The sequence below is a fragment of the Pseudomonas sp. BCRC 81390 genome (genome assembly GCF_030341915.1).
Taxonomy (GTDB): Bacteria; Pseudomonadota; Gammaproteobacteria; order Pseudomonadales; family Pseudomonadaceae; genus Aquipseudomonas.
Genome location: NZ_JATAAG010000050.1, coordinates 1 through 391, shown reverse-complemented (window position 1 = coordinate 391; position 391 = coordinate 1). Strand labels below are relative to the sequence as shown.

Annotated in this window: 2 tRNA genes; both read left to right on the top strand. The window is 56.5% G+C overall.

The window, feature by feature from the left end:
• Positions 1–31 precede the first annotated feature (31 nt).
• A tRNA-Asp gene (locus QSV36_RS14665) sits at positions 32–108 on the top strand.
• A 169-nt stretch (positions 109–277) separates the two neighbouring features.
• Positions 278–353 (top strand) — tRNA-Val (locus tag QSV36_RS14660).
• The last annotated feature ends 38 nt before the right edge of the window (positions 354–391 follow it).

Sequence of the window (391 nt, the reverse complement as noted above, 5' to 3'; positions counted from 1 at the left end):
TCCCGTCATCACCCACCACTCGATGTTTAGCGCAGCGGTAGTTCAGTCGGTTAGAATACCGGCCTGTCACGCCGGGGGTCGCGGGTTCGAGTCCCGTCCGCTGCGCCATATTTCGCTTCCAGGGCCCACTGAACACCCGGAAGCAACAGAGAAAGCGACCCCAGGGTCGCTTTTTTTGTGTCTGCTTTTTGGTATTTCGCGCAATTTGCAAAAACTTCGAGAAATGCTTGCCAGCTCGCGAAGTCGTCCGTAGAATGCGCGCCACACCGAGACACATGGGTGATTAGCTCAGCCGGGAGAGCATCTGCCTTACAAGCAGAGGGTCGGCGGTTCGATCCCGTCATCACCCACCACTCGATGTTTAGCGCAGCGGTAGTTCAGTCGGTTAGAA